The organism is Streptomyces sp. NPDC001606, assembly GCF_053596835.1.
This window is the reverse complement of sequence record NZ_JBSFHC010000014.1, coordinates 201,259-227,594: the sequence shown is the minus strand read 5'-3', so window position 1 is coordinate 227,594 and position 26,336 is coordinate 201,259. Positions and strand designations below refer to the sequence as shown.

Sequence of the window (26,336 nt, the reverse complement as noted above, 5' to 3'; positions counted from 1 at the left end):
ACCGGTCGTAGATGTCGCAATCCACACCGAACCCAGAAGGCCCTCACCCGTTCAAGAACCCAGCACGCGTGTCACCAACGTCCCGGGACAGCACACCTAGGCCGTGGGGGAGCGGATGTGACGGGGTCGGTCAAGATCGGCCAACCCCGTCGACGTGGGCTGTCAGCGAGACAAAGTAGTCTTGAGCCCATGCCTGAACGCCGTACCGTCGCACTCGTCACTCTTGGCTGCGCCCGTAACGAGGTGGACTCCGAGGAGCTCGCAGGCCGTTTGGAGGCGGACGGCTGGCAGCTCGTCGAGGACGCCGCAGACGCCGATGTCGCCGTGGTCAACACCTGCGGCTTTGTGGACGCCGCCAAGAAGGACTCCGTCGACGCCCTGCTGGAGGCCAACGACCTCAAGGCCCATGGCAGAACCCAGGCCGTCGTGGCGGTGGGCTGCATGGCCGAGCGGTACGGCAAGGAGCTGGCCGAGGCGCTGCCCGAGGCCGACGGCGTGCTCGGCTTCGACGACTACACGAACATCTCCGACCGCTTGCAGACCATCCTGTCCGGCGGTATCCACGCCGCGCACACCCCGCGCGACCGCCGCAAGCTGCTGCCGATCAGCCCGGCCGAGCGCCAGGAGTCGGCCGCGGCCGTGGCCCTGCCCGGGCACGGCCCCACCGACCTCCCGGAGGGTGTCGCGCCCGCCTCCGGCCCGCGCGCGCCCCTGCGGCGCCGGCTGGACGGCGCCCCGGTGGCCTCGGTCAAGCTGGCCTCCGGCTGCGACCGGCGCTGCACCTTCTGCGCCATCCCGTCCTTCCGCGGCTCCTTCATCTCCCGCCGCCCCAGCGACGTCCTCAACGAGACCCGCTGGCTGGCCGAGCAGGGTGTGAAGGAGATCATGCTGGTCTCCGAGAACAACACCTCCTACGGCAAGGACCTCGGCGACATCCGCCTGCTGGAGTCCCTGCTGCCCGAGCTGGCGGAGGTCGACGGCATCGAGCGGGTGCGGGTCAGCTACCTCCAGCCGGCCGAGATGCGCCCCGGGCTGATCGACGTCCTCACCTCGACCCCGAAGGTCGCGCCGTACTTCGACCTGTCCTTCCAGCACTCCGCGCCGAACGTGCTGCGCTCCATGCGCCGCTTCGGCGACACCGACCGCTTCCTGGAGCTGCTCGACACCATCCGCTCCAAGGCCCCCGAGGCCGGTGTGCGCTCCAACTTCATCGTCGGCTTCCCCGGCGAGAGCGACTCCGACCTGGCCGAACTGGAGCGGTTCCTGAACGGCGCCCGGCTCGATGCCATCGGTGTCTTCGGCTACTCCGACGAGGAGGGCACGGAGGCGGCGACGTACGACAACAAGCTCGACGAGGAGGTCGTCGCCGAGCGCCTGGCCCGTATCTCCCGGCTGGCCGAGGAGCTGGTCTCGCAGCGTGCGGAGGAGCGCGTCGGGGAGACCGTGCGGGTCCTGGTGGAGTCGGTGGACGACGAGGAGGGCGTGTACGGCCGGGCCGCGCACCAGGCGCCCGAGACGGACGGCCAGGTGCTGCTCACGAGCGGCGAGGGGCTGAGCGTCGGACGTATGGTCGAGGCAAAGGTGGTCGGTACCGAAGGTGTCGACCTGGTGGCCGAGCCGCTGGCCGGCTCGCCCGCACGCAGTGAGGAGGCGGGCAGATGACCGGAGTCCCGGCATCCGCCGCGGGCGGCTCCTCCGGTGCGCACGGCGCCCGGGGTTCCGCCGCCGCTGCCGACGGCGCCCGCTCCGGGGTCTCCGCTTCCGCATCCGCTCCCGGTGCCGACGGGACGGCCGACCCGAGGCCCGCGCGCGGTGGGAAGATCGCGGCCGCGGCCGTCAACCAGGCCAGCGTCTGGAACGTCGCCAATCTGCTGACGATGCTGCGGCTGGTCCTGGTGCCCGGCTTCGTGGCGCTGATGCTGGCCAACGGCGGTTACGACCCGGCCTGGCGCTCGTTCGCCTGGGCGGCCTTCGCCATCGCCATGATCACCGACCTGTTCGACGGGCATCTGGCCCGCACCTACAACCTGGTCACCGATTTCGGTAAGATCGCCGATCCCATCGCCGACAAGGCGATCATGGGGGCGGCGCTCATCTGCCTGTCCGCCCTGGGCGATCTGCCCTGGTGGGTGACGATCGTGATCCTCGGCCGGGAACTCGGCATCACGCTGCTGCGTTTTCTGGTCATTCGCTACGGCGTGATCCCCGCCAGCCGCGGCGGCAAGCTGAAGACGCTCACCCAGGGCGTCGCCGTCGGGATGTACGTCCTGGCACTGACGGGGTGGCTGGCCACGCTGAGGTTCTGGGTGATGGCCGTGGCGGTCGTCCTCACCGTCGTCACAGGCCTGGACTACGTAAGACAAGCCATTGTGCTGCGCCGCCGGGGAATCGCCGAGCGGGCCGCGGTGTTGGAGGAGACGGAAACGTGATTGCTCAGGCCACCGAGCTGGTGCGACTACTGACCGTGAGAGGCGAGACCCTCGCCGTCGCGGAGTCGCTCACGGGTGGCCTGGTGGCGGCGGAGATCACCGGGGTACCCGGGGCCTCCAGGGTGTTCCGGGGATCGGTCACCGCCTACGCCACCGAGCTGAAGCACGAGCTGCTGGGTGTCGACGCGACGCTGCTGGCCCAGCGAGGAGCGGTGGATCCGCAGGTCGCGGCCCAGATGGCGGCCGGAGTGCGGAAGGCGCTGGGTGCCGACTGGGGCATCGCGACGACCGGAGTCGCCGGCCCCGATCCGCAGGACGGCAAGCCCGTCGGGACGGTTTTCGTGGCCGTGGACGGGCCGCTCACCGCCCGTTCCGGTTCTGCCGGTGGCGGAAAAGTCGAGGCCCTGCGGTTGAACGGCAGCCGTGCGGAAATTCGTATGGAGAGTGTACGGAGCGTACTCGCAGTGCTTCTGGAGCAGCTTGCGGGCGAACACACTGGGAATGAGCGGGCACAGGATACGGAACGGAACGGGGGGTTTTGATGTTTGCAGCCCTGAGTGAACACGACATCGCTCCCCGCACGGCCGCGGCGCAAGGCGGTACGGTGGGGCGTGAAGGATGCGGCTACGCGGTCCGAGGAGGGAGCCACCGATGATTCTGCTCCGTCGCCTGCTGGGTGACGTGCTGCGTCGGCAGCGCCAACGCCAGGGCCGTACTCTGCGCGAAGTCTCCTCGTCCGCCCGAGTCTCACTCGGCTATCTCTCCGAGGTGGAGCGGGGGCAGAAGGAGGCTTCCTCCGAGCTGCTCGCCGCCATCTGCGACGCGCTGGACGTACGGATGTCGGAACTGATGCGAGAGGTGAGCGACGAACTGGCGCTCGCCGAACTGGCCCAGTCCGCCGCGGCCACCGAGACCGTACCCGCGCCGGTCCGTCCGATGCTGGGTTCCGTGTCGGTGACCGGCGTGCCGCCGGAACGGGTGACCATCAAGGCGCCCGCGGAGGCGGTGGACGTCGTCGCCGCCTGACGCGACCGTCCACGGCGCGGCGGTCCGTCACCGCCGATACGACGACCGATCGGGTGAAGGCCCCGGCCGGCTGCTTCAGGGAGACCTGGGGGAGCCGACCGGGGTCTTTGCCGTATCCGAGCCGCAGTCGCGCCGGTATGCGCCGGTTTGCCGCGGTTGTGCGGTGCGGTCATGGTGGAGGGACGTGACGGCGCCGAACGCACCGGAGGAAGCGGATGTACGTCGTGAAGAGCCCGTTGGCCGACGCGGATCTGAAGACCGTGTCGGAGGCGTTGCAGGGCGCCCTGGTCGACCTGGTGGACCTCTCACTGGTCGCGAAGCAGATCCACTGGAACGTCGTCGGGCCCCGCTTCCGGTCCATCCACCTCCAGCTTGACGAGGTCGTCGCCTCCGCCCGCACCCACTCCGACACGGTGGCCGAACGGGCCTCGGCGCTCGGTGTCCCGCCCGACGGGCGCGCCGCCACGGTGGCCTCGGCCAGCGGCATCGGCACCACTCCGGCCGGCTGGATCAAGGACAGGGACGCGGTCGGCGCCATGGTGGACGCGCTCGGCGCGGTGATCACCCGGATGCGGCAGCGGGTCCAGTCCACCGGGGAACCGGATCCGGTGACCCAGGACATCTTCATTGGCATCACCGCGGACCTGGAGAAACATCACTGGATGTTCCAGGCGGAGAACGCGTAGCCGGTTGCCGGTGCTGTTCCGGTGCCCTGTGCCGCGCCTGCCGTCCGCTGATGCACCCGTGAGCCCACGGGTGCGCCTGGTGGGTGGGGGCGGTGGCGGTCTAGGGTCTTTCTTCCGGATCAGGTCGGCTTCGGCTGGCGGTGCCTTCTCGGCTGCCCCGGCCCGCGACTCCGGCAAGATCCGAAAGAGAGGCCCTAGCGTCCCGCGGGAGGGGGTGGCCATGGTGGGGCGGATCGTGCGGTGCGGAGTAGCGCTGGGGTTCGGGGTGCTGTGGTGGTGGGCCGTGCTGCGGATCGCCCGGGGGGAGGGCGCCGGGGTGCTGGAGGGCGCCGTGGTGACCGGTGGGTGGGGGGTGAGCCTGCTGCCCGTGCACTGTGTGCCCAAGGGGCGGGCCGTCGGGGCCCTGTCGGCCGGGCGGTGGGCGGCCGCCTGGCGGGTGGACGACGCTACCAGGGCATCGCCACACCCCCGTTCGGGCGAAGTATCTGACCCGTGGTGAACGCGGAGGCGTCCGAGGCCAGATAGAGCACCGCGTGCGCCACGTCGTCCGGCTCTCCGACCCGGCCGAGCGGTGCCCTACGGGCCATCAGTGTTTCGCTGTGCGCCTGCGCCGCCCGGTCGTGACGGTCCGTCATGGGGGTGCGGATCCAGCCCGGGGCGACGGCGTTGACCCGGATCCCGTGCGGGCCGACCTCGGTGGCCAGCGTCCTGGTCAGCTGGACCACGGCCGCCTTGGCCGCGCCGTAGCAGAGCAGCCCGGGGCCGCCGGTGTCCACCGCGCCGGAGGCCATGGTGATGATGCTGCCCCGCCTCCGCTGGGCCAGCATCAGCCGCGCCGCCTCCTGGCAGGCGTACAGCACGCCCTTGAAGTTGACGTTCAGCACCCGGTCGAGGTCCTCGTCGCGGGTCTCCAGGACCGGGCTGCTGTGCATGATCCCGGCGACCGCCGCCATGACGTCCAGCCACCCGCAGGACCGCACGGCCGTCGCCAGCCGGGCCCGGTCGGTGACGTCGAGGACGTGTGTACGGGCGGTTCCGCCGCGGTCCTCGATCAGTTTGGCCGTGCCGTGCAGCCCGTCCGCGTCCCGGTCGGCGCAGTGCACCGCCGCGCCGGCCTCGGCGAGCAGGACCGCGGTGGCCCGGCCGATGCCGCCGGCGGCTCCGGTGACGAACGCGGTGCGTCCGGTGAGGTCGTACGCCGTGAGGGGCATGCGGTGACCGTACGAGCGTTTCTGACGGCCCGTCAATTACTGGGCGGTGACGGGTTCACGGCCGGGGGCGGCGTCAGCCGGTGCGGCGGGGATACCGCTCGCGCCATCTCTGCGGGGCTCCGGGCGCCGGCGCGGGGCCCCGCTGGCAGGTGGGGCACCAGTAGGTGGGCCGGTCCTGGGAACCGTCGCCCTGGTCGGCCACCCGCACCGGGGTGTGGCAGCGCAGGCAGGGGCGCGGGGCACGGCCGTAGACGAACAGGTCGTGCCGGTGCAGGCCGGTGGTCTGGCGGACCGGGCGGTCGCGGTTCACCTCCAGCAGCCGCTTGGCGAGCGCGGGCAGCTGCTCGGCGCGGTCCGCGGGGAGCGCCCCGACGGGCAGCCAGGGGGTCACGCCGAGCAGGAAGCACAGCTCGCTCTTGTAGATGTTCCCGATGCCCGCCAGATTGCGTTGGTCGAGCAGGGCCTCGCCGAGTGGGCGGGCGGGGTCGGCCAGGAGGTTGGCCCGGGCGCGCTCCGGGTCCCAGTCCGGGCCGAGCAGATCGGGGCCGAGATGGCCGACGACCCGCTCCTCCTCGCTCGTGCGGAGCAGCTCCATGACCTGGAGGCGGTAGCCCACGGCCGTCCGGTCGGCGGTGCCGAGGATCGCCCGGATCTGGTGTGCGGGGCCGCCCCGCCAGCGCTCGTCCGGGCCGTAGACCTTCCACGAGCCTTCCATGCGCAGATGGGTGTGCAGGGTCAGGCCGCCCTCGAAGCGGGTCAGCAGATGTTTGCCGCGCGGGACGGTGCTCAGCACCCTCCGGCCGGTGAGGTCGACCGTCGCGTACTTCGGCACCCGGAAGTCGCTGCGGGTGAGCGCCTTGCCCGCGAGCGCCTCGTGCAGCCGCCGCGCGGCCTGCCAGACCGTGTCACCTTCGGGCATGCGTCAAGGGTGCCACGGCGGGTGCGGCGCCGGTCAGGGTCTCAGCCGCAGGCCGCGCGGGGTGGCCACGAAGCCCGCCGCCTCCAGGAGGGTGCCGGTGGGGGAGGTGAGGGCTTGGGCGCCGTTGATCCGCTCGACCGTGACCGTGCCGAGGGAGCCCGCCCGGGCCGCCGCTGCCAGGGCGTCGGCGGCCGTCCGCAGGCGCGGGTCGTCCGCGGCGCCGAGGTCCGGGGCCGTGGGCCAGGCCAGCAGTGTCTTGCCGCCGCGCTCCATGTACAGGGTCAGCTCGCCCTCCACCAGCACGACCAGGGAGCCTGCCTTGCGGCCCGGCTTGTGCCCGGCGCCGGCCGGGGGCTCCGGCCAGGGCAGGGCCGCGCCGTAGGCGTTGGCAGGGTCGGCCGCGGCGAGGACCACGGCACGGGGGTCGGGCGAAGGCGTGCTCGTACGGCCGCTCCCGTAGCCCCGGTGCGAGCCCGGGCCGTAGGCGGGGGCCGCGCCGCCCCGGGGACCGCCGTAACCGGGGCTTCCACCGCCTCGGGGACCGCCGTAGCCGGGAGCCGCGAAGGGGTCGGCGAGGTCGCGGGGCGAGACGTGATCACCGGGAGCGGGCGGGTGGTCCGATGGGGGCCAGGTGAAGTCGCCGTCGAGGCCGGGGTGGGCGAAACCGCCGCCGGGCCCCTCGAAGGCGCCGGGCGAGGTGTGGCCGTGCGGGAGGCCGTCGGCGGAGTCGAAGGGATCGCCGAAGTCCGCGGCGGGTGCGAGCCGCTCGCCGCGGTCACGGGCGTTGGACACCGCGCGCAGGCGGTCCACCGCACCGTCCATGGCGAACTGGGCGGCGCCGAGGCCCTCGACCACATAGCCACGCCGTGCCTGGCCGCTCTCCTCGAAGACGGACAGCACCCGGTACACCGCGGAGAAGCCGCCCTCGACGCCCTCCGCGGCGACCGCGCCACGGGTGACCACGCCGTGCCGGTCCAGCAGGGTGCGGGCCAGCGCGTGCGCGCGCACCGTGGCGTCCGGTTCGGCGGCGGGCAGCAGGGACCAGCGGCCGGCGACGGTCGGCGGGCCGGTACGGGACGCGGTGCGGGCGGCGGCCGTCAGGGAGCCGTAGCGGCCGCGTGGGACGGCACGCTTGGCGCGGTGGGCCGTCGAACCCGCGGTACGGCCCGAGCCCAGCAGGGAGCGCATCGGCGCGAGGGTGTCGTTGGTGAGCCGGCCCGACCAGGCCAGGTCCCAGAGCGCGTCGGCCAGCTGGGGATCGGTGGCCTCGGGGTGGGTGGTGGCGCGCACTTGGTCGGCGATCTGGCGGAAGAACAGGCCGTAGCCGCCGGAGAGGGCGTCCAGCACGGACTGGTGCAGCGCCGTCAGCTCCAGCGGGTGCGGTGGCGGGAGGAGCAGGGGGGCAGCGTCCGCCAGGTACAGCGAGACCCAGCCGTCCTTGCCGGGCAGGGCGCCCGCGCCGGCCCACACGACTTCGCCGGCCGCGGTCAGCTCGTCGAGCATCGACGGGGTGTAGTTCGCCACCCGGGACGGCAGGACCAGCTTCTCCAGCGCCGAGGCCGGCACCGAGGCGCCCTGGAGCTGCTCGACGGCCCGCACCAGTCCGTCGATGCCGCGCACTGCGTGGCCCTTGCCGATGTGCTGCCACTGCGGCAGGAACTGGGCGAGCGCAGCCGGCGGAACCGGCTCCAGTTCGTGCCGCAGCGCCGCCAGGGAGCGGCGGCGCAGCCGGCGCAGCACGGCCGCGTCGCACCACTCCTGGCCGATGCCCGCGGGGTGGAACTCGCCCTGGACGACGCGGCCGCTCGCGGCCAGCCGGTGCAGTGCGCCCTCGGTGACCGCCACGCCCAGGCCGAAGCGGGCCGCCGCCGTGGCCGATGTGAACGGCCCGTGGGTACGGGCATGGCGCGCGAGGAGGTCGCCGAGCGGGTCCTTGACCGGCTCCATGAACGCCTCGGGGACGCCGACGGGCAGCGCGGTGCCGAGCGCGTCGCGCAGCCGGCCCGCGTCCTCCACCGCCGCCCAGTGGTCGGCGCCGGCGATGCGGACCCTGATGGCCCGGCGGGCGGCGGTCAGCTCCCGCGCCCACTGCGGGTCCGCGCCCCGCTCGGCCAGCTCCGCGTCGGTGAGCGGGCCGAGCACCCGGAGGGCGTCGGCCGTGCCCTCCACATCCTTGATCCGGCGGTCCTCGGTGAGCCATTGCAGCTCGCGCTCCAGCTCGGTCAGCACCTCGGCGTCGAGCAACTCGCGCAGCTCCGCCTGGCCGAGCAGCTCGGCCAGCAGCCGGGAGTCCAGGGAGAGCGCGGCAGCGCGGCGCTCGGCGAGCGGGGAGTCGCCCTCGTACAGGAACTGGGCGACATAGCCGAACAGCAGCGAGCGGGCGAAGGGGGAGGGCTCGGGGGTGGTGACCTCGACCAGGCGGACCTTGCGGGACTCGATGTCGCCCATCAGCTCCACCAGCCCCGGAACGTCGAAGACGTCCTGAAGGCATTCGCGGACCGCTTCCAGGACGATCGGGAACGAGCCGTACTCGCTGGCCACCTCCAGCAGCTGGGCCGCCCGCTGGCGCTGCTGCCACAGCGGGGTGCGCTTGCCCGGGTTGCGGCGCGGCAGCAGCAGCGCGCGGGCGGCGCACTCGCGGAACCGGGAGGCGAACAGGGCCGATCCGCCGACCTGGTCGGTGACGACCTGGTCGACCTCGCCCTTGTCGAAGGCGACGTCCGCCGCGCCCACGGGCGCCTGCTCGCTGTCGTACTCCGTGCCGGCCTTCGCCGGCGGCCCATCGAGCAGGTCCAGGCCCATCAGGTCGGCGTCGGGCAGGCGCAGCACGATGCCGTCGTCGGCGTGCATGACCTGCGCGTCCATGCCGTACCGCTCGGACAGGCGGGCGCCGAGGGCGAGCGCCCAGGGGGCGTGGACCTGGGCGCCGAACGGGGAGTGGACGACGACCCGCCAGTCGCCCAGCTCGTCGCGGAACCGCTCCACCACGATGGTGCGGTCGTCCGGGACATGGCCGCAGGCCTCGCGCTGTTCGTCCAGGTACGACAGCACGTTGTCCGCCGCCCACGCGTCCAGGCCCGCCGCCAGCAGGCGCAGCCGGGCGTCGTCCTTGGGCAGCGAGCCGACCTCGCGCAGGAACGCGCCGACCGCGCGGCCCAGTTCCAGCGGGCGGCCCAGCTGGTCGCCCTTCCAGAACGGCAGCCGGCCCGGCACACCCGGTGCGGGGGAGACCAGGACCCGGTCGCGGGTGATGTCCTCGATGCGCCAGGAGCTGGTGCCCAGGGTGAAGACGTCCCCCACCCGGGACTCGTACACCATCTCCTCGTCCAGCTCGCCGACCCGGCCGCCGCCCTTCTTGGGGTCGGAACCGGCGAGGAAGACCCCGAACAGGCCGCGGTCGGGGATGGTGCCGCCGGAGGTGACGGCGAGGCGCTGGGCCCCCGGCCGGCCGGTGATCGTGCCGGCCACGCGGTCCCACACCACGCGCGGGCGCAGCTCCGCGAACGCGTCGGACGGGTAGCGGCCCGCGAGCATGTCGAGGACCGCCGTGAACGCCGACTCGGGCAGCGCGGCGAACGGCGCCGCGCGCCGGACCAGGGCGAGCAGGTCGTCGAACTGCCAGGTGTCCAGCGCCGTGATGGCCACGAGCTGCTGGGCGAGCACGTCGAGCGGGTTCGCGGGGACCCGCAGGGACTCGATCGAGCCCGTGCGCATCCGCTCGGTGACCACGGCCGCCTGCACCAGGTCGCCCCGGTACTTGGGGAAGACGACACCCGTGGAGACGGCGCCCACCTGGTGGCCCGCGCGGCCGACGCGCTGGAGGCCGGAGGCGACCGACGGCGGGGACTCGACCTGGACCACGAGATCCACGGCGCCCATGTCGATGCCCAGCTCCAGGCTGGAGGTGGCGACCACGGCGGGCAGCCGGCCGGCCTTGAGGTCCTCCTCCACCAGGGCGCGCTGCTCCTTGGAGACCGAGCCGTGGTGCGCGCGGGCGATCACCGGGGGCGCGCCCTGGGCGGCGCCCGAGCCGCCCATCAGCTGGGCGGGCGCGTGGTGCTCGCCGAGGGGCTCGCCGGTCGCGCGCTCGTACGCGATCTCGTTGAGCCGGTTGCACAGCCGCTCCGCGAGGCGCCGGGAGTTCGCGAAGACGATCGTGGACCGGTGGGCCTGGACCAGGTCGGCGATCCGCTCCTCCACATGCGGCCAGATCGACGGGCGCTCACCGCCCTCACCGGCGTCGGAGGCCGGGGCGCCGCCCAGCTCGCCCATGTCCTCGACCGGGACGACCACGGACAGGTCGAACTCCTTGCCCGACTCGGGCTGGACGATCTCCACCCTGCGGCGCGGGGAGAGATACCGGGCGACCTCGTCCACCGGGCGGACGGTCGCCGACAGGCCGATCCGGCGGGCGGGCCGCGGCAGCAGCTCGTCCAGCCGCTCGAGGGAGAGCGCGAGATGCGCGCCCCGCTTGGTGCCCGCGACGGCGTGCACCTCGTCCAGGATCACCGTTTCCACGCCCGTCAGCGCGTCACGCGTGGCCGAGGTCAGCATCAGGAACAGCGACTCGGGGGTGGTGATCAGGATGTCCGGCGGGCGCGTGGACAGGGCGCGGCGCTCGGCAGCCGGGGTGTCGCCGGAGCGGATGCCGACCTTGATCTCGGGCTCGGGCAGGCCGAGGCGGACGGACTCCTGGCGGATGCCGGTCAGCGGACTGCGCAGGTTCCGCTCGACGTCCACCGCGAGGGCCTTCAGCGGCGAGACGTACAGCACCCGGCACCGCTTCTTCGGGTCGGCCGGGGGAGGGGTCGAGGCCAGCTGGTCCAGAGCGGCGAGAAACGCGGCGAGCGTCTTGCCGGAGCCGGTCGGGGCGACCACCAGCACGTCCGAGCCCGCCTGGATGGCCTGCCACGCGCCCGCCTGGGCCGCGGTGGGCGCGGAGAACGCCCCCGTGAACCAGCCGCGGGTCGCGGGGGAGAAGCCGTCGAGGGCCCGGTGTGCGGAGCTGACCATGCGTCCATCCTGCACCCGGCCACTGACAATCACGCTGACCTGGGAAAACGCCGTGCGCCGCAGGCGGCTTGCCCGATGGTGACGATCGAGGCACTGCACCGACGGCGGGGGAAGCGGCGGAGGCGCCGAGAAGGGGGCGGGGTGCCGGGGAGGTGGCGCGAGTGCCGGGGAAGTTCAGCCCACGAAGCGGCCGTGGGCGCGCAGGGTGAGCAGTGCCTCGATCGTCACCATCGGGCGGGCCTCCAGCGCGGGCGCCGGGGCCCACTGCCGCCACCGGATCGGCCAGCCGCCGTCCTCCTGCTGTTCGGCGGCCAGGTGATCCAGGGAACGCGCCATCTCCTCGTCCGTGAACCACGCGCGCGCCAGCGAGTTCGGGGTGCGGGCGAAGTCGTGCGGGAAATGGTGCTCGCCCGGTGCGTACCCGGGCGAGACCGGCCAGGCGTCGAGCCGGTCCGGTTCCAGAGCCGCGAGCCGCTGCTCGCGTACCAGGCGGCCCAGCCGGTCGGCGGCGGCCTCCGCGCGCGGACGGTCGGGAGCGGAGTCCAGGAAGGCCACGGCGGCCTCCACCTCGTAGGGGTGTGACGTGCCCAGGGACTCCACGGCCCGCCAGCAGAAGTCGGTCGCCCGGAACAGCCACGCGTGCCACACCTCGTTGCGGTGCAGCAGTCCGACCACGGGGCCGGTGGCCAGAAGGTCGCTGGGCGGGTCGTCCACGAGGGGGACGAACGGCGCCGCCGGATAGCCACGCTGGCTCGGATGGATCGCCGGCAGCGCGCCGTCCGCGGTGGAGACAGAGGTCAGATACCGGCACACCCGCTCCACCCGCTGCCCGCCGCAGCGCCCGACGGCGTCCAGGACCCGCAGCGCGTGCGCGGTGTGCAGGGGCTGGCTCACCGGGCCGCGCAGATCGGGCTCCAGCGCGTGGCCGTAACCGCCGTCCTCGTTGCGGTAGGCGTCCAGCGCCGCCTCCACCGCGTCCGGGCCGCCGTGCAGGAAGTGGTGGGCGAAGAGACGCTGCTCCAGCACGCGCGCGGTGAGCCACACGAACTGTTCCGCGCGGAACAGCGGGGAGCGCGCCGAGGGCGTGGAAGGCAGGGGGGAAGCTCCTGTTTCGGACATGCGTCAGACCGTAGGACGGAAAGCGGTCTCGGCGAGCGGTCCCGGCCGGGGCCCACCCTCAGGGGCGGGATACTGGAGTCATGCGGTTGACGGTCTTCTGGCAGCGGATGGCGGAACACTTCGGTCCGGGGTACGCCGACACCTTCGCGCGCGATCACGTCATGTCGGAGCTGGGCGGACGCACGGTGAACCAGGCGCTGGACGCCGGCTGGGCGGCCAAGGATGTGTGGCGCGTGGTCTGCACGGTGATGAACGTGCCACGGGAAAGGCACTGACCGGTCACGAAGATCGCCGCAGGGCGCAGGTTGTCAGTGGCGTGGGCGAGACTGGGCGGGTGGCATCGACTGACGAGGACAACGAGCCGCTGACCCGGCAGGCGGCACCGACCGGCACGACGGCGTCCGACCGACCGCCGACCCCCGGCGCCGTCGCACCGCCCGCCCGCATGCCCCGCTGGCTGCCGCGCGCCATGGTGCTCGCGCTCGCGCTGATCGCCGTGTTCCAGCTGGGCAGCTGGGCCTTCCACCAGCTGACCGGACTGTTGATCAATATCTTGATCGCGTTCTTCCTGGCCCTCGCGATCGAGCCCGCGGTGAGCCGGATGGCTGCCCGGGGCATGCGCCGGGGAGTCGCCACCTTCCTGGTCTTCCTCGGGCTCACGATCGTCGTCGCCGGTTTCGTCACCCTGCTCGGCTCCATGCTGGCCGGCCAGATCATCAAGATGATCGAGGGGTTCCCGGCCTATCTTGACTCGCTCATCAACTGGATCAACCACAGTTTCCACACCAAGCTCAGACGGGTGGACGTCCAGGAGGGTCTCCTGCACTCCGACTGGCTGCGCAAGTACGCGCAGAGCAGCGCGGCCGGCGTCCTCGACGTGTCCGCGCAGGTGCTCGGCGGGCTCTTCCAGCTGCTGACCGTCGGGCTGTTCTCGTTCTACTTCGCCGCCGACGGCCCACGGCTGCGCCGCGCGATCTGCTCCGTGCTGCCGCCCGCCCGCCAGGCCGAGGTGCTGCGCGCCTGGGAGATCGCCGTCGACAAGACCGGCGGCTACCTCTACTCGCGTGGCCTGATGGCGCTCGTCTCCGGCATCGCGCACTACATCCTGCTCCAGGCCCTGGGCGTGCCGTACGCGCCCGTGCTCGGCGTCTGGGTGGGACTGGTCTCGCAGTTCATCCCCACCATCGGGACGTACCTCGCGGGCGCGCTGCCGATGCTGATCGCGTTCACCGTCGCCCCCTGGTACGCGGTGTGGGTGCTGGTCTTCGTCGTGGTCTATCAGCAGTTCGAGAACTACATGCTGCAACCCAAGCTGACCGCCAGGACGGTCGACATCCATCCGGCCGTGGCGTTCGGCTCGGTCATCGCCGGCACCGCGCTGCTGGGCGCCGTGGGCGCGTTGATCGCCATTCCCGCGGTGGCCACGCTCCAGGCGTTCCTCGGCGCGTATGTGAAGCGGTACGCCGTCACGGACGACCCCCGTGTGCACGGGCACCGTGGCAGAGGGCCGGGCGGTCCCGGGCTGCTCACGCGGATACGAGGGCTGCGGAGTGAGCGGGCCGGTGCGCAGGAGCCCTCGCAGGGGCCCGCGGAGGCCTCGGGCTGAGCGGAACGGTGCCCGCGCGGTCCCAGGGGCGCCGGGCGTACGGGAGCGGTGCCACCCGGCGCCGTACCGCGGGGTCAGGTCACGCGGAGACCGTGGCCGCGGGCGGTGTCCAGCGCCTGGTGCGAGGCACCGTGCCGTCGACGCCGTAGTCCTTCTTGAGCTGCTCCGGGACGGCGTAGTGCATCACGCGCCCCCGGGTGAGGGAGGACAGCTCGAAGACGGTCGTGAGATGGCCCAGCCGGTCCAGCGCCCAGGCGCCGAGCGGGGAGCGGTCCTCGATGGTCTCCAGCACGCCCAGGAGGTGCGGGACGGCCTTGACCAGGGTGTCCCAGCGGGTGCGGGGCACCTGGAGCCAGTCGGCGCAGGTGTCGCCGACGAGATAGCGGATCAGGGCGGAGACGATCGGGTCGAAGAAGGTGCCGGGCACGACCTCCTCGTAGAGGCCGATGAGCTGCCGGGTCAGATGCGCGCCCTCCGTGGAGGGGCCCATGTGCCGGACCATGTACAGATCGAGGAAGGCGCGTGCCTCGTCGAGCGTCTTCGGTACGGCCTCCTGGTCGACGCCGAGCATGGCACCGACCACCCGCCACGCGTAGTAGTACGCCTCCGCGCCCTCCGTGCTCATGTGGATGCCCAGCCGGTGCAGGCTGTCGAGGACCAGCATGGAGAAGAACATCTGCCCGCCGATCATGTCCTCCTGGCAGATCGGCGTCCCGAGCGTCCCGGTGTCCCAGCGGTTCTCGCGCTTGAGGTGATAGCGGATGGACGCGTGCAGCAGCCGTACCTTCTGGGCCGCCGGGATGAACCGGCTGCCGGCCTCGAAGGCGTCGGGCTGCATCAGGTAGACGGTGAACTGTCCCGTCTCCGCCATGCGCTTGGAGGGGTACGCCAGGGAATGCGTGGCCGACAGCAGCTTCGCCACGCGCGGGACGACATAGCAGGCCGGCATGGAGGCGAAGGACAGCGCCGTCGAGATGTGCACGTTGTTGTCGATGAAGAACAGCCGCGCCTTCTCCATCTCCGCCCAGTCCACCCACGCGGGCGGGGCGCCGGTCGCCTGGAGGTACTCGCGGGCGACGTCCGGCAGCCCGTCCGGCAGCGGAGCGCCGGCGGTGGAGACGTGGCGCATCAGCGTGTTGAACGTGCCGACCTCCCCGCGCTCGAACAGCGTGGCCACGGTGGCGTCGGCGAGTTCGTCGCCGGCCTCCTGGAGGGCGTCCAGCGACGCCTCGGTGACGGTCATGACAGGGGCTCCTTTTCTGGTGGCTTCGAGGCCCGGGCGCTGCCGGCCGCGTGGTGCCGGTCCCGGGGCCGCGCCGGCGGCGAGGCCGTCGCGCGGGTCAGAAGGGGCGCACCGTCGCCGCACGCGCCAGCGCCGCCAGGGCGTCGGCGGCGGGCGCGGGCACGGTCAGCTCCTGGAGGGCGTCGAGCGCCTGTTCGACGCGGGCGGCGATCATCTTCTCGACCCGGTCGGGCGCTCCCAGCCGGCGCATCACCTCGCGGACGGCATCGACGCCGGCCGGGTCCGCTCCGTCGTCGTCCAGCAGCTCCCGCAGCCGGCGCCGTTCGTCGGGGCCGGCGATGCGCCAGGTCTCCGCGAGCAGCGCGGTGGGACGGCATCCGCGGACGTCGTCGGTGTCGGCCTTGCCGGTGAGTGCCGGGTCCCCGAACAGACCGAGCAGGTCGTCCCGCAGCTGGAACGCCTCGCCGAGCGGCAGGCCGTAGGCGGAGTAGCCCGCGCGGAGCGGCTCCCCGGCCCCCGCCAGCGTGCCGCCGATCAGCAGGGGCTGCTCGACCGTGTACTTGGCGGTCTTGTACCGGATCACCTTGAGTGACGCGGTGGTGTCCGGGACGGCGCCGGTGTGCAGGATCTCCAGGCACTCGCCCGCGATCAGTTCCCGGGCCAGCAGCGACCACAGCGGACGGGCCCGCGCGAGGAACGCGGCGGGTAGCCCGCTGGTGGCGAAGAGCTGTCCGGCCAGTGCCATCAGCAGATCGCCGACCAGCATCGCCAGCGAGCGCGCGGCGGCGTCCGGCCGCGGATGCGCGGCCGCGGCACCGCGCAGGGCCACATGGGCCGTGGGCCGGCCGTGGCGCAGCGGACTGTCGTCGATCAGGTCGTCGTGTACGACGGCTGCGGCATGCACCAGTTCCATGGAGGCCGCGGCCCGCAGCAGCGCCTCGCTGTCCGGCTGGCCGGCCGCACGCCAGCCCCAGTAGCAGAAGGCCGCGCGCAGCCGCTTGCCGTCCGTGACCGCCGCCTCCAACTGTTCGGCCACCGGGGCGAGGCCCGGGTCGACGTCGGCCAGCAGATCGGCCTCCTGGGCGACGAAGCGGTGCAGCACCTGGTCGACGCGGTCCTTGAACGCGGCCGCGTGCCACCGCTCAGTCGCCATCGGCGCCCCGCCTGGCCAGCGCGTGCCGGGCGAGGATCTCCAGGTGGGCCGGCGGCACGGACGCGTACCGGTCCAGCACCAACCGGCCGCGTGCCACCAGATCCTGCTCCGCCTGCGCCGCCAGCTCCGAGGCGTCCGAGCGGCGCAGCAGTCCCCGTACCGTCGTCAGCGCCGAGCCCAGTGTGCTCACCGCCAGGTCGGCCATCCCCGCGGCCAGCAGTAAGGCCTGCTCGTCCAGCCCCGGGCGCCGGCCCGCTCCCTGTGTCATTCCCTCTCCCCACTGGCGCGTCCGGGCAGCGCCGGTCACGCGCCGCCCCGCCGATGATCGCGTCCGGAGAAGCGGGGGAGGCGGGAGATGGATCAGCGGCGCACCATCGGGTGATCGGATCGTTCGGCTGAGCGAATCTCCGGCATGGCACTTCGGCCCTCCGTGTGCGCGTGGTGCGCTTGACACGAAAATCGAACATCCATTCTCATGGGGGCTCGGGTGCGGCGAGGGGTGAGGGGTTTTGCCCTGATTTACTGGGGTGTGTGCCCCGGTTATCCACAGGCCGGACCTGCGTCGGGACGCATTGTCAGTGGCAGGCGTTAGCGTCTTTGACGTGAAGCGATCGACTCAAGCAAACCGGGTGGAACCCATGGCAGGAACCGACCGCGAGAAGGCGCTCGACGCCGCGCTCGCACAGATTGAACGGCAGTTCGGCAAGGGCGCGGTCATGCGCATGGGCGAGCGGTCGAGGGAGCCCATCGAGGTCATCCCGACGGGGTCGACCGCGCTCGACGTCGCCCTCGGCGTCGGCGGCCTGCCGCGCGGCCGTGTCGTGGAGATCTACGGACCGGAGTCCTCCGGTAAGACGACCCTGACCCTGCACGCGGTGGCGAACGCCCAGAAGGCCGGCGGCCAGGTCGCCTTCGTGGACGCCGAGCACGCCCTCGACCCCGAGTACGCGCGCAAGCTGGGCGTCGACATCGACAACCTGATCCTCTCCCAGCCGGACAACGGCGAGCAGGCGCTGGAGATCGTGGACATGCTGGTCCGCTCCGGTGCCCTCGACCTGATCGTCATCGACTCCGTCGCCGCGCTCGTCCCGCGCGCGGAGATCGAGGGCGAGATGGGCGACAGCCACGTGGGTCTCCAGGCCCGCCTGATGAGCCAGGCCCTCCGGAAGATCACCAGCGCGCTCAACCAGTCGAAGACCACGGCGATCTTCATCAACCAGCTGCGCGAGAAGATCGGCGTGATGTTCGGCTCGCCGGAGACCACGACGGGTGGCCGGGCGCTGAAGTTCTACGCCTCCGTGCGGATCGACATCCGCCGCATCGAGACCCTGAAGGACGGCACGGAGGCGGTCGGCAACCGCACCCGCTGCAAGGTCGTCAAGAACAAGGTGGCTCCGCCCTTCAAGCAGGCCGAGTTCGACATCCTCTACGGCCAGGGCATCAGCCGCGAGGGCGGTCTGATCGACATGGGTGTGGAGCACGGCTTCGTCCGCAAGGCCGGCGCCTGGTACACCTACGAGGGCGACCAGCTCGGCCAGGGCAAGGAGAACGCGCGCAACTTCCTGAAGGACAACCCCGACCTGGCCAACGAGATCGAGAAGAAGATCAAGGAGAAGCTGGGCGTCGGTGTCCGGCCGGAGGAGCCCACGGCCGAGCCCGGCGCGGACGCCGCGGTGACCGGCGCGGCCGCCGACGACGCCAAGACGGCCGCCGCCCCCGCTGCCGCCAAGGCCGCCAAGCCCAAGGCCGCCGCAGCCAAGAGCTGACCCGTGACACGACGAACCGACTGGGCCGAGTACGAGTACGCCACCCCCGGTGCCCCCCGGGGGAGGGGCACCGGCGACCGCCCGCGCTCCGCCCCGGGCGGTGACGACGGATACCCGGGGGAAGGACACGGCGACCACACCGAGTACGGCGAGTACGGCGCATCGGGCGAGTACGGCGGGCCGGGCGAGCGCGGCGGCTACGGCAGCCGGGACAGCGGCAGGCCAGGGGGCGGGCGTGGGCGCGGCCGGAGACGGCGCGGCTTCGGGGACACGCCCGGTGAGGACGAAGGCGACCCTCCCTCGTCGAGGGCCGAGCGGGGGGAGTCTTCAGGGGACCCGGCTGAGCGGGCACGGGCGATCTGCCTGCGCCTGCTCACCGGGACCCCGCGCACCCGCAAGCAGCTCGCGGACGCCCTGCGCAAGCGGGAGATCCCCGAGGACGTGGCCGAGGAGGTGCTGGCCCGGTTCGAGGAGGTCGGACTGATCGACGACGGCGCGTTCGCCGGCGCCTGGGTGGAGTCCCGGCACCACGGCCGTGGCCTCGCCCGGCGTGCGCTCGCCCAGGAGCTGCGCACCAAGGGAGTCGACTCGGCGCTGATCGACGAGGCCGTCGGCCGGCTCGACTCCGAGCAGGAGGAGACCACCGCCCGGGAGCTCGTCGCCCGCAAGCTGCGCGCCACCCGTGGCCTCGACCGCGACAAGCGGATCCGGCGCCTCGCCGGCATGCTCGCCCGCAAGGGCTATTCCGAGGGCATGGCCCTCCGCCTCGTCCGCCAGGCCCTGGAGGAAGAGGGCGAGGAGACGGAGTTCCTGGGAGACGCCGACCTCTGAACGCGGACGTCACGCGGTGACGGTAGCCCCGGCCAAGGAGTGACCCGGCCGGAGCCGGGCGTTGCTCAGCCGGGCGGTGGCGACACCGGCAGCCCTGCCGCGCGCCAGGCCTGGAAGCCGCCCACCAGGTCGGTCGCCCGGTGCAGGCCCAACTGGTGCAGGGAGGCGGCCGCGAGACTGGAGGCGTAACCCTCGTTGCAGATCACGACGATCCGCAGGTCGTGCCCGGTGGCCTCCGGAACCCGGTGGCTGCCCTGCGGGTCGAGGCGCCACTCCAGTTCGTTGCGCTCGATGACGAGGGCGCCGGGGATCAGCCCGTCCCGGTCGCGCAGGGCGGCGTAACGGATGTCCACCAGCAGGGCCTCGCCGGCACGCGCCGCCGTATGCGCCTCGACTGCCTCGATGCGCCGGTACCCGGCCCGGACCTGCTCCAACAGCGCGTCGATACCGGTCGGCGTCCGCCGGGTGCTGTCGCTCACTGCCAGTCCTCCGGGCGTTCGACCTGCTCCAGGCGCAGCACGCGGCCGGTGCGGCTGTAGCGGCGGATGCGCGGCAGGGGCGGATAGTAGGCGTGCACCGAGATCGCGTGCCGGTCGCGGGACTCGTTGAGCACCTCATGGACGTGGTGCCGGCCGAAGGCGCGTCCCTGACCGGCGGGCAGCCGGCGCTCGCGGTCCACGCCGTCGCTGAGTTCCAGGCTCTGCCAGCCGTCGGTGGGCAGCCGTGCGGCGAGCGACTTCTCCGTCAGCTCGCCCGAGGCGGTGACGAAGGCACCGACCGAGTCGGCGTGGTCGTGCCAGCCGGTACCGGTGCCGGGCGGCCAGCCGATCAGCCAGGCCTCCACTCCGCCGGGCCCGTCCAGGCGCACCCAGGTACGGCCCTCCGGGTCGAGCGGGAGGGAGGCGATCAGCCCGGCGTCGGCGGCCGTACGCCGGACGAAGTCGAGGAGGTCCGCCTGCGTGGGCGCCGGACCGGCGGCAGGGGACACGGAAGCGAGGAAGGAAACAGACACGTGCACCGTCCTGAGGCGCTGAGGAGGTTCGCGGAAGCGGGCGCGTGACGGCGCCCGGAGAAACAACGGATGCGAATTCAGCAGGACGGGCGACACACGCAGCCCGCGTAGCGGACGAGGTCCATATGGACCCTCCGCCACAGGCGCACACAGGTGTCGGTCACGATCCGGAGTACAGCATGCGGCCGTACCCCGGTCAACTCATCTCACTCCGTGGACGCGGCGAGACCGGAGCGCGGGTCAGCGCACCCCGGAGCCGGCCTCCGCCTCCTCCTTCACCGCGCCGCCCACCACTGCCTCGGCCGCCGTGTACAGGTCGGCCGGGCGGACCCCGCTGAGCGCGGTGACCAGATGGCCGTCGGGGCGCACGAGCAGCACGCTGTGCGCCGGCGCACCCGGATAGCTCTCGGCGACCAGCAGTTCCGCCGGGTACGGCAGTGCGGCCACCGCGGCCGCGAGCCGGGGCATCACCCCCGCGGACACCCAGTGCTTGCGGTCCCACACGCCCGTACCCGGCGCGATCAGCACGACGAGCAGCGCGTTGCGGCCCAGCCGGTCGCGCAGCCGTACGAAGGAGCCGTCCTCCGCCGTCACCCGGACGTCGGTGACCGGCGCTCCGGGCGGGGTGTCGACCGGGATCTCGCCCTCCAGCTGCCGGGGTGCGAGCGGGGAGCCGGCGTACGTCCCCGGCGCGCCGAGCGGGCCGCGCCCGAGATGGCCGTCCGTGAGCAGCGCGTCATGGCCGCGGCCCGCGCCCGGCACGATGTGCCGCAGCCCGCCACCACCGCGCAGCACCGGCAGTACCTGGTCCGCGGCGCGCAGCCGGGAGGCGACCACCGCGCGCCGCTCGGTCTGGTAGCTGTCCAGCAGCGCCTCGTGCGGGCCGTGGTGCCAGGCGGGGGCCAGCTTCCAGGCGAGGTTGTCCGCGTCCCGCAGGCCCTCGTCCAGGCCCTGGGTACCGAACGCGCCCAGCAGATGGGCGGCGTCCCCGGCGAGGAAGACCCGGCCCGCGCGCCAGCGGCGGGCGAGCCGGTGGTGCACCGTGTGCACACCGGTGTCCAGCAGGTCGTACGCCGGTGACGGGTCGTCGGTCCAGCCGGCGAGGGTCTCGCCGATCCGGGCCAGCAGCAGCTCGGGTGTGACCAGGTCCTTGCCCGGCGGCAGCAGCCAGTCCAGACGCCACACCCCGTCCGGCAGGGGGCGGGCGGTCACCTCCCCGGCCGAGGGCCCGGACGACCGCCACGGCGGCATCCGATGGAGCAACGCCCGGCCCTCCCACGGAAGTTCCGCACGCAGCGCGGCGACCGCGTGCCGCTCCACCGCCGTACGGCCGGGGAAGCGGATGTCCAGGAGCTTGCGCACCGTGGAGCGGGGACCGTCGCAGCCGACCAGGTAACTGCCCCGCCACCAGGTCGCCCTGGGGCCACGGGTGTGCGCGGTGACGCCGGAACGCTCCTGCTCGATGGTGTCCAGACGGCTCTCCACGGCCACCTTCACCAGGGGCTCGTCGGCCAGGGCCGCGCGCAGCGCGTCGGTGACGAGGTGCTGGGCGATGTGCAGCGGGGCGGCCGGACCGGACTCGGGGAAGTCGATCTCGCTCATCACCTGCTTGCGCCGCACGGACCGCCATCCGGCCCAGCGCACGCCCCGCTCGCCCAGCGCCGTTCCGGTCAGCCGCTCCAGCAGGGCGGCGGTGTCCTCGCGCAGTACGACGGTGCGCGCCGCGCGGGGTTCGTCCTTGCCCGGGCCCTCGTCCAGGACGACGGACGGCACCTCCTGGCGGGCCAGCGCCAGGGCGAGCGTGAGCCCGACGGGCCCCGCTCCGACGATGATCACCGGGTCCACGACGCGGCGCCCCCTGCCCGCAGCGGTGCCCTGACGGATGTGGATGAACAGCAAGGTGAAGCGGGGTGCACGATCACAGAACGTATGCAACCCATTGGCAGAGTTTGCGTCAAGTGACCGGAGGCAGTGGCGATCATGCCACTGCCTCCGGGTGACGCTGTGAGGACTGACCGGGTGTCAGGCCGCGGTTCCCGCTCCCGCGTGCCCCGGGATGGCGACGGTGTCGTCGACCTTCAGCATCGCGCCGGTCGACTTCTTGCCCCGCCGCAGCCGGCCCTCCAGCCAGCTCGCGAAGGAGGTCAGCGAGAAGTTGATGATCACGAAGATCACGGCGACCACGGTCAGCGAGGGGATCATGTTGCCGTAGTAGGCGGCCATCGTGTTGGCCGACGACATCAGTTCGGGGAAGGTGAGGACCGCGCCGCCGAGGGCGGTGTCCTTCACGATGACCACCAGCTGGCTGACGATGGCCGGGAGCATGGCGCTGACCGACTGCGGCAGCAGGATGAGCCGCATCATCTGCCCCTTGCGCAGGCCGATCGCGAGGGCCGCCTCGGACTGGCCCTTCGGCAGGGCGAGGATGCCCGCGCGGACGATCTCCGCGAGCACGGACGCGTTGTACAGCACCAGACCGGTGACGACCGCGTAGAACGGACGGTCGTCCGAACTGACATCGGTGTACTGGGCGAACAGCGCCAGGCCGAAGATCATCAGGACCAGGACGGGGATCGCGCGGAAGAACTCCACCACGGTGGTGGCCACGACGCGTACCCCACGGTGGTCCGAGAGCCGGGCGATACCGAGGACGGCGCCGAGCGGAAGCGCGACGACCATCGCCAGCGCCGCCGCCTCCAGCGTGTTCTGGAGACCGGGCCAGATGTACGCCGAGTACGCCGCGGTGCCGGTGAAGAAGGGCTTCCACAGCCTCCAGTCCAGCTGGCCCTTCTCGTCGAAGGACGAGTAGACCCACCACACGAGAGCGGCGAGGGCGACCAGGAAGACCGCCGTGTAGAGGATGTTGCGCCGCTTGGCGCGCGGCCCCTGGACGTCGTACAGGACCGAACTCATCGCTTCACCGCCACCTTCTTGCCCACCCAGCCGAGGATCAGACCGGTCGGCAGGGTCAGACAGACGAACCCGAAGGCGATGACCGCCGAGATCAGCAGCAGCTCCGCCTCGTTCTCGATCATGTCCTTCATCAGGAGCGCCGCCTCGGTCACACCGATCGCCGCGGCCACGGTCGTGTTCTTGGTCAGCGCGATCAGCACGTTGGTCAGCGGGCCGACGGCCGCGCGGAAGGCCTGCGGCAGCACGACCAGCCCCAGCACCTGACCGAAGCTCAGGCCGATGGCCCGCGCCGCCTCCGCCTGGCCCACCGGCACGGTGTTGATGCCGGCCCGGATCGCCTCGCACACGAAGGCCGAGGTGTAGACGATCAGGCCGAGTACGGCGAGCCGGAAGTTGATCGTCTTGAAGTCGTCCGCACCGAGGCTGATGCCCAGCGTCTGGTTGAGGCCGAGGGAGGAGAACAGGATGATCACCGTGAGCGGGATGTTCCGCACGATGTTCACATAGGCGGTGCCGAAACCGCGCATCAGCGGTACCGGGCCCACCCGCATGGCGGCCAGCAGAGTGCCCCAGACCAGGGAGCCCACGGCCGACAGCAGCGTCAGCTGCACCGTCGTCCAGAAGGCGCCCAGCAGGTCGTACTTGTCAAGAAAGTCGAACACGATCTCCCGCGCTTCCGCGTGTAGGGATGCCCCGGTGCGCCGCCGTCAGGAGCGGCGCACCGGCCGGGCATGGCCTCAGCTCTTGATGTCGCCGATCTTCGGGGCGGGCTCGTTCTTGTACTCGGCCGGGCCGAAGTTCTTCTTCACGGCCGCGTCCCACGAACCGTCGGAGACCATCTCCTCCAGGGCCTTGTTGATCTTGGCCTTGAGGTCGCTGCCCTTCTTGACGCCGATGCCGTAGTTCTCGTTGGTCATCTTGAAGCCGCCGAGCTTGAACTTGCCCTTGAACTGGGCCTGGGCGGCGTAACCGGCGAGGATCGAGTCGTCCGTGGTGAGGGCGTCGATGGCGCCGCTCTGGAGGCCGCCGAGGCAGGCCGAGTAGGTCGGGTACGTCACGAGGTCGGCCTTGGGCGCCAGCTTGTCGTGGACGTTCTGCGCCGAGGTGGAGCCGGCCACCGAGCAGAGCTTCTTGCCGTTCAGGTCCGACGGAGACTTGATCTTCGTCTCGTCGGCGCGCAGCAGCACGTCCTGGTGGGCCAGCAGGTACGGGCCGGCGAAGTCGACCTTCTGCTGACGCTCCGGGGTGATCGAGTAGGTGGCGGCGATGAACTGGACGTCACCGCGCTGGAGCATCGTCTCGCGGTCGGCGCTCTTCGACTGCTTCCACTCGATCTGGTTCGCGCTGTAGCCGAGCTTCTTCGCGACATAGGTGGCCACGTCGACGTCGAAGCCGGAGTAGCCCTGCGGGGTCTGCTGGCCGAGGCCCGGCTGGTCGAACTTGATGCCGATGGCGATCTTCTTGCCCCCGCCGGAGGAGCCGTTGTCGTCCTTCTTGTCGCCGCCGCAGGCGGTGGCGGACAGGGAGAGGGCGAGGACGACGGCCGAGGCGGCGGTGACCTTGCGGAGCTGCATGCTGAACATCCTTCGGGTGTGCGGACCGAGGTCCGTGGGAAAGGGCGACTCGGAGCGTGTGGGAGCGGGGCCGACGCCGTCAGTGGTGCAGGATCTTGGACAGGAAGTCCTTGGCCCGGTCGCTGCGCGGGTTGCTGAAGAACTGCTGGGGAGCGGCCTGTTCGAGGATCCGTCCGTCCGCCATGAAGACGACCCGGTCGGCGGCCGAGCGCGCGAAGCCCATCTCGTGGGTGACGACGACCATGGTCATGCCCTCGCGGGCGAGCTGCTGCATGACCTCCAGGACCTCGTTGATCATCTCGGGGTCGAGGGCCGAGGTGGGCTCGTCGAAGAGCATGACCTTCGGGTCCATCGCCAGCGCCCGCGCGATGGCCACGCGCTGCTGCTGGCCACCGGACAGCTGGGCCGGGTACTTGTCCGCCTGGGCACCCACACCGACCCGGTCGAGAAGGGTCCGCGCCTTCTCCTCGGCCTGCTTCTTGTCCGCCTTGCGAACCTTGACCTGGCCGAGCACCACGTTCTCGAGCACGGTCTTGTGCGCGAAGAGGTTGAACGACTGGAACACCATGCCGACGTCCGCGCGCAGCCGGGCCAGTTCGCGGCCCTCGTGCGGCAGCGGCCTGCCGTCGATCGTGATGGCGCCCGAGTCGATCGACTCCAGCCGGTTGATGGTGCGGCACAGGGTCGACTTTCCGGACCCGGAGGGCCCGATGACCACGACGACCTCGCCGCGGGCGATCGTCAGGTCGATGTCCTGGAGTACGTGCAACGCGCCGAAGTGCTTGTTGACGCTCTTCAGGACGACCAGCGCGTCGGACGTGGCCACGTCTTCCTTGGCCACCGGTACTTTGGTCATCGCTTTCAGGCTCCGTCCTCCTCGGTTTCGCAGGACAGTAGTGAGCGCCTGTGACCTGCGTCATCACATCTGAGGGAGATCTGAGCATCACGATCCGATAGCAATCGGACACGTGTCGTAGCAGTTGCCCCCTGTGTGCGTATCGGCCGGATAACGGAAGCGGCGGGCAACCGGAACCCTCTTGACGCCGTCCTTGTCCATCGGCGTCACTGCATGGTGCACACGCGCGTGGCCTACCGGCCGCACGAGAACCGAGACCGTACGACCGCTGAACCGGAGGGGGCCGGGATGAGACTGCTGCTTGTCGAGGACGACAACCATGTCGCCGCGGCCCTGTCCGCCGTCCTCGCCCGGCACGGCTTCGACGTCACCCACGCGCGCAGCGGCGAGGAGGCGCTTCAGGCGCTCGTCCCCGAAGGCGCCGGGTTCGGGGTGGTCCTGCTCGACCTCGGCCTGCCCGACCAGGACGGCTACGAGGTCTGCGGCAAGATCCGCAAACGCACCAGCACCCCGGTGATCATGGTCACCGCGCGCTCCGACGTCCGCTCCCGCATCCACGGGCTCAACCTCGGCGCCGACGACTACGTGGTGAAGCCCTACGACACCGGTGAGCTGCTCGCCCGGATCCACGCCGTCAGCCGGCGCACCGTCCACGAGGACGCCGGCACGGGCGCGGAGAGCGGCCTCAGGCTCGGCCCGGTGACCATCGAACTGCCCACGCGGCAGGTCAGCGTGGACGGTTCGGCGATCCAGCTGACCCGCAAGGAGTTCGACCTGCTGGCGCTGCTGGCCCAGCGTCCCGGTGTGGTCTTCCGGCGGGAGCAGATCATCAGCGAGGTCTGGCGCACCAGTTGGGAGGGCACCGGCCGCACCCTGGAGGTGCATGTCGCCTCCCTGCGCGCCAAACTGCGCATGCCCGCACTGATCGAGACCGTACGCGGCGTCGGCTACCGTCTCGTCGCCCCGGCCGGGTAGCGGG

General features: G+C 72.1%; 25 protein-coding genes. 10 read left to right on the top strand and 15 right to left on the bottom strand.

The genetic code is table 11. From position 1 onward, the window contains the following. Positions 1-189: 189 nt before the first annotated feature. From rimO to ACWCV9_RS25055, 5 genes are all read left to right on the top strand, one after another. On the top strand, positions 190-1,662 hold the full coding sequence (rimO, locus tag ACWCV9_RS25075) for a 30S ribosomal protein S12 methylthiotransferase RimO (RefSeq protein ID WP_450789711.1): 1,473 nt from the start codon (positions 190-192) through the stop codon (positions 1,660-1,662). Further along, a complete protein-coding gene (pgsA, locus tag ACWCV9_RS25070; protein WP_450789709.1) occupies positions 1,659-2,429 on the top strand; it encodes a CDP-diacylglycerol--glycerol-3-phosphate 3-phosphatidyltransferase in 771 nt (256 codons plus the stop codon). The genes rimO and pgsA overlap by 4 nt, the downstream gene beginning before the upstream one ends. Continuing rightward, a complete protein-coding gene (locus tag ACWCV9_RS25065) occupies positions 2,426-2,971 on the top strand; it encodes a CinA family protein (RefSeq protein ID WP_450789707.1) in 546 nt (181 codons plus the stop codon). The genes pgsA and ACWCV9_RS25065 overlap by 4 nt, the downstream gene beginning before the upstream one ends. Before the next feature lie 109 nt (positions 2,972-3,080). After that, the gene (locus tag ACWCV9_RS25060; RefSeq protein WP_385840345.1) at positions 3,081-3,455 is read left to right on the top strand and encodes a helix-turn-helix domain-containing protein; all 375 of its coding nucleotides are present in this window, start codon (positions 3,081-3,083) and stop codon (positions 3,453-3,455) included. A gap of 215 nt (positions 3,456-3,670) precedes the next feature. Then, positions 3,671-4,141, top strand: a complete 471-nt coding sequence (locus ACWCV9_RS25055) for a Dps family protein (RefSeq protein WP_450789705.1) — start codon at positions 3,671-3,673, stop codon at positions 4,139-4,141. 446 nt (positions 4,142-4,587) lie between these two features. On the opposite strand, the gene ACWCV9_RS25050 is transcribed toward ACWCV9_RS25055, so the two are convergent. The 4 genes from ACWCV9_RS25050 to ACWCV9_RS25035 form a co-directional block, all read right to left on the bottom strand. Further along, the gene (locus ACWCV9_RS25050; protein WP_450789703.1) at positions 4,588-5,352 is read right to left on the bottom strand and encodes an SDR family NAD(P)-dependent oxidoreductase; all 765 of its coding nucleotides are present in this window, start codon (positions 5,350-5,352) and stop codon (positions 4,588-4,590) included. A gap of 73 nt (positions 5,353-5,425) precedes the next feature. After that, entirely contained in the window at positions 5,426-6,271 is an 846-nt protein-coding gene (locus ACWCV9_RS25045) for a DNA-formamidopyrimidine glycosylase family protein (protein ID WP_450789701.1), read from the bottom strand. A 33-nt stretch (positions 6,272-6,304) separates the two neighbouring features. After that, entirely contained in the window at positions 6,305-11,284 is a 4,980-nt protein-coding gene (locus tag ACWCV9_RS25040) for an ATP-dependent helicase (RefSeq protein WP_450789700.1), read from the bottom strand. A gap of 174 nt (positions 11,285-11,458) precedes the next feature. Next, complete coding sequence (locus ACWCV9_RS25035; RefSeq protein ID WP_450789698.1) at positions 11,459-12,403, bottom strand: hypothetical protein; 945 nt, start codon at positions 12,401-12,403, stop codon at positions 11,459-11,461. An 80-nt stretch (positions 12,404-12,483) separates the two neighbouring features. Between ACWCV9_RS25035 and ACWCV9_RS25030 the strand changes: the two genes are divergently transcribed. After that, positions 12,484-12,678: a DUF3046 domain-containing protein gene (locus tag ACWCV9_RS25030; RefSeq protein ID WP_385840353.1), complete on the top strand. Its 195-nt coding sequence runs from the start codon at positions 12,484-12,486 to the stop codon at positions 12,676-12,678. A 59-nt stretch (positions 12,679-12,737) separates the two neighbouring features. Further along, on the top strand, positions 12,738-14,009 hold the full coding sequence (locus ACWCV9_RS25025; RefSeq protein WP_450789696.1) for an AI-2E family transporter: 1,272 nt from the start codon (positions 12,738-12,740) through the stop codon (positions 14,007-14,009). 79 nt (positions 14,010-14,088) lie between these two features. On the opposite strand, the gene ACWCV9_RS25020 is transcribed toward ACWCV9_RS25025, so the two are convergent. The 3 genes from ACWCV9_RS25020 to ACWCV9_RS25010 all read right to left on the bottom strand — a co-directional run bounded on the left by ACWCV9_RS25020 (position 14,089) and on the right by ACWCV9_RS25010 (position 16,673). Further along, positions 14,089-15,252, bottom strand: a complete 1,164-nt coding sequence (locus ACWCV9_RS25020; protein ID WP_450789694.1) for an oxygenase MpaB family protein — start codon at positions 15,250-15,252, stop codon at positions 14,089-14,091. Positions 15,253-15,349: 97 nt separating this feature from the next. After that, on the bottom strand, positions 15,350-16,405 hold the full coding sequence (locus ACWCV9_RS25015; RefSeq protein ID WP_450789693.1) for a polyprenyl synthetase family protein: 1,056 nt from the start codon (positions 16,403-16,405) through the stop codon (positions 15,350-15,352). Continuing rightward, the gene (locus tag ACWCV9_RS25010; RefSeq protein WP_385840358.1) at positions 16,395-16,673 is read right to left on the bottom strand and encodes a polyprenyl synthetase; all 279 of its coding nucleotides are present in this window, start codon (positions 16,671-16,673) and stop codon (positions 16,395-16,397) included. The genes ACWCV9_RS25015 and ACWCV9_RS25010 overlap by 11 nt, the downstream gene beginning before the upstream one ends. A 370-nt stretch (positions 16,674-17,043) precedes the next feature. Between ACWCV9_RS25010 and recA the strand changes: the two genes are divergently transcribed. Then, on the top strand, positions 17,044-18,171 hold the full coding sequence (gene recA, locus ACWCV9_RS25005; RefSeq protein WP_385840359.1) for a recombinase RecA: 1,128 nt from the start codon (positions 17,044-17,046) through the stop codon (positions 18,169-18,171). A gap of 3 nt (positions 18,172-18,174) precedes the next feature. Then, complete coding sequence (gene recX, locus ACWCV9_RS25000; protein WP_450789691.1) at positions 18,175-19,002, top strand: recombination regulator RecX; 828 nt, start codon at positions 18,175-18,177, stop codon at positions 19,000-19,002. A 65-nt stretch (positions 19,003-19,067) separates the two neighbouring features. Here recX and ACWCV9_RS24995 read toward each other — a convergent pair whose 3' ends face one another. From ACWCV9_RS24995 to ACWCV9_RS24960, 8 genes are all read right to left on the bottom strand, one after another. After that, positions 19,068-19,487, bottom strand: a complete 420-nt coding sequence (locus ACWCV9_RS24995) for a rhodanese-like domain-containing protein (protein WP_450789719.1) — start codon at positions 19,485-19,487, stop codon at positions 19,068-19,070. Continuing rightward, on the bottom strand, positions 19,478-20,020 hold the full coding sequence (locus tag ACWCV9_RS24990) for a cupin domain-containing protein (protein WP_385840362.1): 543 nt from the start codon (positions 20,018-20,020) through the stop codon (positions 19,478-19,480). The genes ACWCV9_RS24995 and ACWCV9_RS24990 overlap by 10 nt, the downstream gene beginning before the upstream one ends. A 71-nt stretch (positions 20,021-20,091) precedes the next feature. Further along, on the bottom strand, positions 20,092-20,163 hold the full coding sequence (locus ACWCV9_RS24985; RefSeq protein ID WP_309544753.1) for a putative leader peptide: 72 nt from the start codon (positions 20,161-20,163) through the stop codon (positions 20,092-20,094). A gap of 91 nt (positions 20,164-20,254) precedes the next feature. Further along, positions 20,255-21,859 (bottom strand): FAD-dependent monooxygenase, encoded by a 1,605-nt coding sequence (locus ACWCV9_RS24980; protein ID WP_450789690.1) that lies wholly within the window; start codon positions 21,857-21,859, stop codon positions 20,255-20,257. Positions 21,860-22,036: 177 nt separating this feature from the next. Then, complete coding sequence (locus ACWCV9_RS24975; protein WP_450789689.1) at positions 22,037-22,927, bottom strand: amino acid ABC transporter permease; 891 nt, start codon at positions 22,925-22,927, stop codon at positions 22,037-22,039. Further along, positions 22,924-23,589, bottom strand: a complete 666-nt coding sequence (locus ACWCV9_RS24970) for an amino acid ABC transporter permease (RefSeq protein ID WP_450789688.1) — start codon at positions 23,587-23,589, stop codon at positions 22,924-22,926. Before ACWCV9_RS24970 ends, ACWCV9_RS24975 begins: the two co-directional genes overlap by 4 nt. Positions 23,590-23,664: 75 nt before the next feature. After that, complete coding sequence (locus tag ACWCV9_RS24965) at positions 23,665-24,501, bottom strand: glutamate ABC transporter substrate-binding protein (RefSeq protein WP_450789686.1); 837 nt, start codon at positions 24,499-24,501, stop codon at positions 23,665-23,667. A 79-nt stretch (positions 24,502-24,580) separates the two neighbouring features. Continuing rightward, complete coding sequence (locus ACWCV9_RS24960) at positions 24,581-25,357, bottom strand: amino acid ABC transporter ATP-binding protein (protein ID WP_450789684.1); 777 nt, start codon at positions 25,355-25,357, stop codon at positions 24,581-24,583. Between the two features lie 288 nt (positions 25,358-25,645). Between ACWCV9_RS24960 and ACWCV9_RS24955 the strand changes: the two genes are divergently transcribed. Continuing rightward, the gene (locus ACWCV9_RS24955; protein WP_450789683.1) at positions 25,646-26,332 is read left to right on the top strand and encodes a response regulator transcription factor; all 687 of its coding nucleotides are present in this window, start codon (positions 25,646-25,648) and stop codon (positions 26,330-26,332) included. Positions 26,333-26,336: the final 4 nt, after the last annotated feature.